10 protein-coding genes are annotated in these 8,800 nt (G+C 66.9%); all 10 read right to left on the reverse strand.

Going from position 1 to position 8,800, the window contains the following annotated elements; all coding sequences use genetic code 11:
• Positions 1 to 189: 189 nt before the first annotated feature.
• The 10 genes from B4E36_RS04900 to B4E36_RS04945 all read right to left on the reverse strand — a co-directional run bounded on the left by B4E36_RS04900 (position 190) and on the right by B4E36_RS04945 (position 8,732).
• Positions 190 to 1,689, reverse strand: coding sequence for a xylulokinase (locus B4E36_RS04900; protein WP_292052389.1), 1,500 nt, complete (start codon positions 1,687 to 1,689; stop codon positions 190 to 192).
• 130 nt (positions 1,690 to 1,819) lie between these two features.
• Entirely contained in the window at positions 1,820 to 2,212 is a 393-nt protein-coding gene (locus tag B4E36_RS04905) for a CBS domain-containing protein (protein ID WP_292052387.1), read from the reverse strand.
• The gene (nqrM, locus tag B4E36_RS04910) at positions 2,209 to 2,376 is read right to left on the reverse strand and encodes a (Na+)-NQR maturation NqrM (RefSeq protein WP_292052385.1); all 168 of its coding nucleotides are present in this window, start codon (positions 2,374 to 2,376) and stop codon (positions 2,209 to 2,211) included. The genes B4E36_RS04905 and nqrM overlap by 4 nt, the downstream gene beginning before the upstream one ends.
• A gap of 18 nt (positions 2,377 to 2,394) precedes the next feature.
• The gene (locus B4E36_RS04915) at positions 2,395 to 3,390 is read right to left on the reverse strand and encodes an FAD:protein FMN transferase (RefSeq protein WP_292052383.1); all 996 of its coding nucleotides are present in this window, start codon (positions 3,388 to 3,390) and stop codon (positions 2,395 to 2,397) included.
• Positions 3,391 to 3,393: 3 nt separating this feature from the next.
• Positions 3,394 to 4,620, reverse strand: a complete 1,227-nt coding sequence (gene nqrF, locus B4E36_RS04920) for an NADH:ubiquinone reductase (Na(+)-transporting) subunit F (RefSeq protein WP_292052381.1) — start codon at positions 4,618 to 4,620, stop codon at positions 3,394 to 3,396.
• Positions 4,617 to 5,228 (reverse strand): NADH:ubiquinone reductase (Na(+)-transporting) subunit E, encoded by a 612-nt coding sequence (nqrE, locus tag B4E36_RS04925; protein ID WP_292052379.1) that lies wholly within the window; start codon positions 5,226 to 5,228, stop codon positions 4,617 to 4,619. Before nqrE ends, nqrF begins: the two co-directional genes overlap by 4 nt.
• Positions 5,225 to 5,890 (reverse strand): NADH:ubiquinone reductase (Na(+)-transporting) subunit D, encoded by a 666-nt coding sequence (locus tag B4E36_RS04930; RefSeq protein WP_345900055.1) that lies wholly within the window; start codon positions 5,888 to 5,890, stop codon positions 5,225 to 5,227. Before B4E36_RS04930 ends, nqrE begins: the two co-directional genes overlap by 4 nt.
• A gap of 1 nt (position 5,891) precedes the next feature.
• Positions 5,892 to 6,692: an FMN-binding protein gene (locus B4E36_RS04935; RefSeq protein WP_292052376.1), complete on the reverse strand. Its 801-nt coding sequence runs from the start codon at positions 6,690 to 6,692 to the stop codon at positions 5,892 to 5,894.
• Positions 6,685 to 7,473 carry an RnfABCDGE type electron transport complex subunit D gene (locus B4E36_RS04940; RefSeq protein WP_292052374.1) on the reverse strand — a complete coding sequence of 263 codons (789 nt, stop codon included), beginning with the start codon at positions 7,471 to 7,473 and terminating at the stop codon, positions 6,685 to 6,687. Before B4E36_RS04940 ends, B4E36_RS04935 begins: the two co-directional genes overlap by 8 nt.
• Positions 7,470 to 8,732, reverse strand: a complete 1,263-nt coding sequence (locus B4E36_RS04945) for a Na(+)-translocating NADH-quinone reductase subunit A (RefSeq protein WP_292052372.1) — start codon at positions 8,730 to 8,732, stop codon at positions 7,470 to 7,472. Before B4E36_RS04945 ends, B4E36_RS04940 begins: the two co-directional genes overlap by 4 nt.
• Positions 8,733 to 8,800 lie beyond the last annotated feature (68 nt).

Below are 8,800 nucleotides of genomic sequence, written 5' to 3' on the forward strand. Positions count from 1 at the left end.
ATGGCGCGCTCGGAGGCGATCTTCTGCCCGGCCTTCAGCCGGCCGGCGACGATCTCCGCCGCCAGGCTGTCGGCGATCTGCAGATATTGCGGGGCGTCTTCTCCGGTCACGGCTCATCCTTGCGGTCTATACCATGCATATAATGGTATATACCAGTTTGGAAAAGGCAAGCGGAAAATACGGCTGCGCTCAGCTCGCCTTTCGAAGCGCGGCATCGCGCCGGGCGCGGTAGCGCTGCAGGGCGGGCGCATAGGCAGCAGTCGAGTCGGCATCCGGCTGGTACTCTCGCCCATCGCCCGCCATCGCAGCCGAGGCGGAGCGGATATCGGGGAAAACGCCGGTGGCCGTCGCCGCCAGCAGCGCCGCGCCGCGCGCGCCGAACTGGGTGCCGTCCGGCACGAACAGCGCGCGTTCGGTGACGTCGGCAATCATCTGGCACCAGAGCGGGCTCTGCGCGCCCCCGCCGGTGAGCACGATTCGCCCTTCCGGCGAGCCCAGCACTTCAAAGAGATCGGCAAAGGCGAAGGCGACGCCCTCGAACACCGCGCGAAACAGCGCGGGCCGGCCATGACGGGGCGTGAGGCCCGAAAAACCCGCTCGCGCACTGGCGTCCACGACCGGCGCGATGATGCCGCTCTCGCTGAGATAGGGCAGGTAGGTCACGCCCTCCGCGCCTTTCTCCACCGCCGCGACCATGTCGTTGATGAAGGGATAGCAATCCGATCGGGCTCTGAGGTCCGGAGCGAGCGAATCGATCGCCCAGTCGAGATTGAGCGTGCCCGCCACATTGACCATGGAACGGTACCAACAATGGCCGGGCAGGGTGAACAACAGTCCCATGTCGCGCGGCTCGAACAGCGGCTTATCGAGGCAGCGCCCGACCATGCCGGTGGTGCCGAGCACGGCGGTGACGGAGCCGGGCACCAGCCCGCCCGCGCCGATCACGGTCGCCGCCACATCGCCCGCCCCGATCGCCACCGGCAGGCCGGCGGGCAGGCCGAGCTCGGCCGCAACGTCGGCGAGAAGCCCGCCATGCACCGTTTCGGAATCGCGCACCTCCGGCAGAAGATGCCGCCAGTCGTCGAGCCCGAACAGCGCAATCATCGCGTCGCTGTGGGTGCGGGCCCTGGCGTCGCCGGGGCTGACGGAGGCTTCCACCCGGTCGGTGGCGGCAAGCCCGGTGAGCTTCATGCGGAGGAAATCCTTGTAACCGAACACATGGGCCGCGCGTTTCAGTACATCGGCTTCGTGGCGGGCGAGCCAGGACAGCACCGGCAGCGTGCAGCCCTGCTGCATGACCGAGCCGGAGCTGTCGAAAATCCGGCTCATCACATCGGGGTCCTTTGCCATCATCTCGTCGATGATCGGCTGGCTGCGGCTGTCTTCCCAAATGATGCCGGGTCTCAGCGCCTCTCCGTGGGCATCCACCACCCAGGCCCCAACCATGGCGGCGGAAAGCCCGATGCCGCCGAAATCGGCGGGCGCAATGCCGCTTACCCGCACCGCCTCGGCGACCACCGTCTTCGCCGCCTGCCATGAACGCGCCGGGTCGAGTTCGCTGAAACCGGGCTTCGGCCGGTCGATCGGCGTGCGCTCTTTGGCCTCGCTCAATTGCCGCCCGGTGCGGTCGAACACTGCGCATTTGAGAAGGGATGAACCGGCATCGATGCCGATGAAATAATCTTTCATGGGAAGGTCCTGCTGTCATGGCGGCCCTGAAGCCGACGCGCGCATGATATCGCGAAACGCAGGCCCGATGTCGACCCTCAAGAGGACCATGTCTCGATTGCCGAGGGTTCCGGACCCTCGGCGAAACGCCTCAGTTGCTCAGGCGCACAAGCGCTGCCAGCACGTCCGAGCGGCGGATGAGGCCGACGAGGCGGTCGCCGTCGACGACGGGGAAAATGCGGTGCGGATGTTCGAGGAAGGCTTCGGCGGCGGTCATCAGGTCGGCGCTGGCCGGCAGGGTCACCAGCGTGGTTGTCATGTAGTCGCCGACGGTGCCTTTCCATTCCTGATAATAGCTCGCCTGCAGCGTCGGGCGGAAACAGTCCTTCTGGGTCAGAAGACCGCAAAGCGTGCCGGTGTCATCGATCACGGGCGCGCCGGCGGCCCTCTTTTCCACCAGAAGCGCCACCGCGCGGCGGATCGCCATGTCCGGCGTCACCGTCAGCGCATCGGCGCGAGTGATGTCTTCGATGGTGCCGGTCACTGCGCCTCCTTTTCCGCCCGGTGCGGGCAGCCCTCGCAGGCGACGTCCTTGAGGCAGGCCATGCCGCCGCAGGAGCCCTTCAGTGGCCCGCGACCCATCATCAGCCCGAGTCCGAGCCCGGCCGCCACCAGCGCGAAAATGCCGATTGCCAGAACGATTTCCATTACCGCCTCCTTGCCCCTTTATAGCAGAAAACGGTCGAAACCGTTCACGCTTTCGCTTCTGAGACCGGTCCCGTCATGAAACAGGAACAGTGCGGAGATGCCACGGCGTCTCGCCAGTGCCGGGCCTTCAGCCCCTGCCGCCGTCAGCGCCGTCGCCCAGCCATCGGCGGTCATCGCATCCGGGGCGATCACCGAGACGGAGGCGATTGCGCCCTCGACCGGGCGGGCGCTGTAGGGATCGATGATGTGGCTGTAGCGCGTGTCGCCAAGGTCGTAGCTCTGCGCTCTCAAGCCCGAGGTCGCGATCGCCGCATTGTCGAGCCCCAGCACGGCGAACGCGCCATTGGCCTCGATGCGCGGGTTTTCCACCGCCACCTGCCATGGCCGGCCCTCGGGGTGGCGGCCGCTGGACAGGAGTTCGCCGCTGATGGCGATCAGGAAATCCTCATGGCCGCCTTTGCGCAATTCCAGCGCCATCAGGTCCAACGCCCGGCCCTTGGCGATGCCGCAAAGGTCCATGGTGAGGCCCGGCGCGCGCTTGACCAGACGGTCGCCTTCGACGGCGAGCGAACGCCAGCGCGGCACTTCCTCATCCTCGGGGCCGACATTGCCTTCGATGGGGCCGAAGCCGTAGCGGGCGACGATCGGGCCGATGGTCGGGTCGAACCAGCCATCGCTTGCCGACGCCATGGCAAGCGCGGCCTCTGCCGTGAACGCCGTTTCGTTGGAAATCCGGACGGTTTCGCCCTTCTCCGTGTTGAAACCGGTGATCTCGCTGTCGGCGCGCCAGGGCGACATCATCCGGTCGATGCCGGCGAGCAGCCGGTCGAAGCGCGGTTTAAACTGGCTCGCATCGGCGTCATCGGCCAGCGTCACGCTCCAGTCGGAGGCGAAGGCCGTGCCGGTCACGTGCCGTGTCGCAGGGGTCGCGCGCAGCAGGCCGGGGGCGGCGAGGGCGCAGCCGGCAGCGCCGGCGGCGGCGAGAAGATGACGGCGGATCAGATATGCGGTCATGGCTCAGACTCCGAAATCGTCGTTGAAAATGGATTGCGGCTCGACGCCGAGCCGGGCCAGCGTCGCCAGCACCGCCGAGATCATCACCGGCGGGCCGCAGAGATAATATTCGCAGTCCTCCGGCGCGGGGTGCTTCTGCATCGCGGCGCGGACATTATCGTGGATGAAGCCCGTCGCGCCCGTCCAGCGGTCGCCGGGGGCAGGGTCCGACAGCGCCGGCGTCCACGAGAAGTTCGGATGCGCGGCGGCGATCGCGTCGAATTCCTCGACATAGAACAGGTCGGCGAGCGAGCGGGCGCCGTAGAAATAGCGCATCTTCCGCGTCGTGCCCTTGCCGATCTGTTCGTGGATCATGGCCCTCAGCGGCGCCATGCCGACGCCGCCGCCGATGAACACCATTTCGCGTTCGGTCGGCTGCACGTGGAATTCGCCGAACGGGCCGGAAGCCTGTACCTCGTCGCCCGGCTTCAGCGCGAACAGATAGGACGAGACGATGCCCGGCGGGATCTCCTGCTCGCGGCCTGGCGGCGGGGCGGCGAGCCTTATGTTGAACACGGCGCGGCCTTCCGCTGCGTCGCGCGGGCGGTTGGCGATCGAATAGGCGCGCGTGACCGGGCTATCGGAGCTTCCCGTCATTTCCGGCCAGCCGGCAATGCGCCAGGAATCGGTGAAGGCCTCGTCGATTTCGATATCGTGGAAATCGAGCCGGTAGGGCGGCGCGGTGAGTTGCATGAAACCGCCGGCGCGATAATCGAAGGGCTGGCCCTCGGGTAGCTTGAGCACAAGCTCGCGGATCAGCGGCGCCTTCATGGTGTTGGAAACCACGGTGCAGGTGAAGCCGGTCGCGCCGACGAAGTCCTGCGGCACCGTGACGGCGCAGGGGCCGCGCAACGCGGTCTGGCAGGCAAGGCGCATGTGGGAGCGGCGCTCGGCGGCCGACAGCACGCCGCGTTCGGTCGCCTGCGGTTCGCCCGCGCCTTCGCCCTCGACATGGACGCGGCAAAGCCCGCACGTGCCGGAGCCGCCGCAGGCGGCGGGAATGCCGATGCCCGCGCGGTGCAGTACGCCGAGCAGCCGGTCGCCGCGTTGGGCCTCAAGCGTCATGGTGCCGTTCACGCTGATCCTGATCGTTTCAGCCGGGATGAGACGCGTGCGGGTTATCAGCAGTGCCAGCGTGAGGATCACGACCAGAGCGACGACGATGACGGCGGCAAGCACGATCTCGCTCATGGCGTCACCATCTGGGCAAAGGCCGAGAAGCCGAGCGACATCATGCCGGCAATGGTGAAGGTGATCCCCAGCCCGCGCAGACCTTTCGGCAGATCGGCATAGGCAAGCCGGGCGCGAATCGCGGCGAGCATGACCACGGCAACCCCGAAACCGAAGCCCGCGCCAAGCCCGAACACGGTCGATTCCGCCAGGTTGTAGTCCCGCTCGACCATGAACAGGCTGCCGGCGAGAATGGCGCAGTTCACCGTTAGCAGCGGCAGGAACACGCCGAACGAGGCATGGATTGCCGGAAAGAACCGGTCAAGCACCATTTCGACGAGTTGCACCACGGCCGCGATCACGCCGATGAAGGCGATCAGCTTCAGATAGGAAAGATCGGTATCCGGCATGCCCGCCCAGGACCATGCGCCGGGTCTGAGAAACGCGTTGTAGATCAGGTTGTTGAGCGGCATGGTGACGCCCATCACCGCCACCACCGCTATGCCGAGGCCGAGGGCTGAACCCGTGCGCCGCGACAGCGCCAGAAAGGTGCAGAGCCCGAGAAACAGCGTCAGCGCCATGTTCTCGACGAAGGCCGCGCTCAGGAAGAGGCCTGCAAGCTCGCTCATCGGCCTGCCTCCTCTGTGTCCGGGGGCGTGAACTCGGCGGCTTCAACCTGTTCCGGCAGCACGGAACGGATCGCCCACACGAGCCCGCCGATCAGGAAGAAGGCGCTGGGCGCGAGCAGCATCAGGTTCAGCGGCTCGAACCAACCGCCCTGGTCGGTCGTGGCGAAGAGTTGATAGCCCAGCAGCTTGCCGGTGCCGAACAGTTCACGCAGCGCGCCGATGACGATCAGCACCAGCGAATAGCCGAGCCCGTTGCCGAGCGCGTCGACCATTGACGGCAGCGGCGGGTTGTTTCGCGAAAAGGATTCGGTGCGCCCCAGCACAAGGCAATTGGTGGTGATCAGGCTGACAAACACCGACAGCCGCTTGCTGATGTCGAAGAAATAGGCCTGCAGGAACTGGTCGATGACGATCACCAGCGAGGCGACGATCACGATCTGCACGATCAGCCGGATCGAATCGGGAATGTGGCGGCGGATCAGGCTCACTAGCAGGGCCGAGAGCACGATCACGATCGTCAGCGATGCCGACATGGTGACGGCGGTGACAACCGATGTGGTCACCGCCAGCGCCGAGCAGATGCCGAGGATCTGCAGGGTCACCGGGTTTTGCCGGATCAGCGGCTCCGTCAGCGTCGTCCACAGGCTGATGGGCTTGGCCATATCAGAACTCCCCGCGCTTGATCGCCGCGATCAGCGGGCCGTAGCCATCCGGACCGAGCCAGAAGCGGATCGTTCTGGTCAGTGCGTTCGAGGTCCGGGTGGCGCCGGTGATGCCGTCGACTTCGTAGGCATTGCCCGCCTTGCCGTGGGCGACGGCGAAGCGGATATTGCCCGATGGATCGGCAATTTCCGTGCCGGCGAACTGGGCGAGGAAGGCGGGCTCCTCGATCCGCCCGCCCAGACCGGGGGTCTCGACCTGGTTGGTGATCGCAAGGCCGGCGATCGTGTTCATGTCGCCGTTAAGCGCCAGAATGCCGTTGATCGGGCCGACATAGCCCGCGCCGCTGATCGGCAGTAGAGCCAGTTCGATATCGCCGGCATCATTGCGCAGCAGGTAAATCTGCACGAAATCCGGGCGGCGACCGATGCCGGCGGTATCCTCGCCCGGCGTCAGCGTCTTCCAGTTGGCGGCGTTGTCGAGTGCCGCCGGCAGGGTTTCGGGCGTGATGTCGTCGGCGGCCCGGCCCTTGGGCAGGTTGACGACGACGGTGGAAAGCGCGCCGCCGGATTGCTCCAGAAGCTGGGTCATGCCGGGAATGCCCGCCACCAGCGCCTCCAGCCGGGCCTGCTGCTCGGCGGCGCGGTTTGCCGCCTGGATCGGGCGCAGCACCACGGTCGCGCCGCTCACCATCAGCGCGCAGACGGCCGACACGATGAAGGCGATCGCCACCGTCTTGAAGCGGTTCTCGTTGGGCAGGGCCAGAAAACGGCGCCATGCCGAAATCGGGTTCAGGTCAGCCATGACGTTTTCTCCTGCGGGCATGCCAGAGGGCGATCGCCGCTTCATCCAGAAGCGGGGCGAGAAGCGAGGCGAGAAGTGCTGCCGAAACCGCCACACGCACCGGCGAAGCGCCCTCCCAGTTGAGCGTGAACATGATGACGAGGGCGGCGAAAATGCCGCCGCTCAGCCAGCCGCCAAGCCGCGTCGAGGCGCTTGCTACGGGGTCGGCCACCAGCAGCACCAGCACCAGCGCGAAGGCCGGCAGCGCCGGTTGCAGTGGCATGCCGGCGATAAGTCCGGCCGCCATCACCGCCGTCGCGCCAAGAATGACCCGGGCCGGCATGACGCCGAAGAACATGCCGATGATCGCTGCCGGGATCGCCGCCCAGGCGATTGGCAGGTGGATATCCGGCCAGGGCGCGGTGACGAAGCCGAAGCCGAGAAAGGCGAGCGTCACGGTCGCCGGGTTCAGGATATTGCGCCCCCAGCCGCCGAACACCAGTTCCGCCATCACCGAACCGAAGCTGATGCCGAGCACGAAGGGCACGAAGCCGAGTTCCTCCGGCGCAAGGATCGCGACGGCAAGCGCCGTCAGCGCGCCGGCGAAGGATGGCGGCTGGGCGCGCGCCAGCATGAAGATCAGATGCCACAGACCGGAAATGACGAGCGCCAGAACCAGCCGCAGCGCGGCATCCATGCCGCCATACCAGAGCCAAGCAAGGGCGATCGGCATCACCGCCGCCAGCAGCAGCAGGGCGACAGTCTCGCGGTCCCACATTCCCCGCATCGGGCCATGGGTCATGCCGCCACCTCTTCCTGCTCGATCCGGTTCAAGAGCACGCGAAGCTGGGTGGAGAGGCTCGGCTCGGCCGCGGTCACGTAATCGGCGAGCGCCAGATCTTCCTCCACCAGCGATAGCGCGCCGAGGCGGGTGGCGGTCTCCTGATCGCCGGCCGAAAGCGCGCGGATCAGCGCGACGGCCGGAATATCGCCGCCCAGCGCCTGTTCGAGCGCTGCGGTCGGGATGATCGGAAGTGGCCGCGCCGCCTTGGTCAGCGCTGCCGAAAACCAGTGGTTCCGGCGATGGCCGGCATCGTCGCCGAGCACGGTCACCTGCCGGTCGCGTGGGCCGAGCCAGTGGCCCGGATGGCCGTCGATATGCGAGCCCGCGATGATGTGATGCGGCCCCGGCCGCACGAAGCCGAGACAGAGACCGCGCATATCCGCGCCCGGCTGACAGCGCACCAGACGCTGTTCGGTGAGCGCGGGGCCGGTGACGGAGACCAGCCGCGTTTCCGGCACCATGCCGGTCTCGATCAGTTCGCCGATGTCGGCGACATCTTCGGCATGGATATCCCATACCCTTTGGTACAGCGAGGCGGGCGCAAGCCGGTGCACCTGCAGTCCGGCAAGGCCGAGCGGGTGCAGCGTGCCGACCCTGACGCGCCGCGCGACCTGCGGCAGGTCGGCCTCGATCTTCGCCGCCTCGCAGAAGAACAGCCGCTCGCCAACCAGACAGCCGAGCGCCGAAAGCCCGCGAGCCAGCGCTTCCTCGCGGCCCTCCAATGCATGGACCGGGGAGGGCGCGCCGGGCCTGCTGTCGGTCGCCATGACGATGATCGCCGACGGTGTCTCGTCCGGCCCCGGCATACGGCCGAACGGGCGGCTCAGGATGCGGCGCCAGAGCCCGGATGCCTTGAGCAGCGAACGCAGGCTGGCGGCATCCTTTTCGGCGTCTCCAACGTCATGGGCAAAGCGCGCGCCGGTGTCCTCGGCGAACAGCAAAAGCCGGGTCAGCCGCCGTCCGGGCTCCAGGTCGATGGCGGCGACGCGCCCGGCCATCGGGGCGACCAGTTGGATATCCGGCGCATTGCGCAGGCCGAGCAAGGGCTGGCCCTGCGACACGATGTCGTCGACGCCGACGAGCGGGGTCGCGCGCAACGCCTCGCCCCGGGCCGGCGTCAATGCGGCCTCGACGGTCAATGCCGTTGTAATGTCGTTATAATCCGGTGATATCGAGCCGGTGGTCAAAGACAGACCGGTGCCGAAAAGGCCGACCAACGCGCCGCTCCTCAAGAACTTGAATGCAAATACAACGCAAACATCATGACATTTGATTTGCCGGGATG

Origin of the sequence: Martelella sp. UBA3392 (genome assembly GCF_002358775.1) — a bacterium.
Lineage (GTDB): Bacteria > Pseudomonadota > Alphaproteobacteria > Rhizobiales > Rhizobiaceae > Martelella > Martelella mediterranea.

Bases quoted from the DNA above. Each gene is read 5' to 3' on its own strand.
- B4E36_RS04940 (WP_292052374.1), bottom strand. From the start codon at position 7,473: ATGACCCATGGCCCGATGCGGGGAATGTGGGACCGCGAGACTGTCGCC.
- B4E36_RS04935 (WP_292052376.1), bottom strand. From the start codon at position 6,692: ATGGCTGACCTGAACCCGATTTCGGCATGGCGCCGTTTTCTGGCCCTG.
- B4E36_RS04930 (WP_345900055.1), bottom strand. From the start codon at position 5,890: ATGGCCAAGCCCATCAGCCTGTGGACGACGCTGACGGAGCCGCTGATC.
- nqrE (WP_292052379.1), bottom strand. From the start codon at position 5,228: ATGAGCGAGCTTGCAGGCCTCTTCCTGAGCGCGGCCTTCGTCGAGAAC.
- B4E36_RS04900 (WP_292052389.1), bottom strand. From the start codon at position 1,689: ATGAAAGATTATTTCATCGGCATCGATGCCGGTTCATCCCTTCTCAAA.
- B4E36_RS04915 (WP_292052383.1), bottom strand. From the start codon at position 3,390: ATGACCGCATATCTGATCCGCCGTCATCTTCTCGCCGCCGCCGGCGCT.
- nqrF (WP_292052381.1), bottom strand. From the start codon at position 4,620: ATGAGCGAGATCGTGCTTGCCGCCGTCATCGTCGTCGCTCTGGTCGTG.
- nqrM (WP_292052385.1), bottom strand. From the start codon at position 2,376: ATGGAAATCGTTCTGGCAATCGGCATTTTCGCGCTGGTGGCGGCCGGG.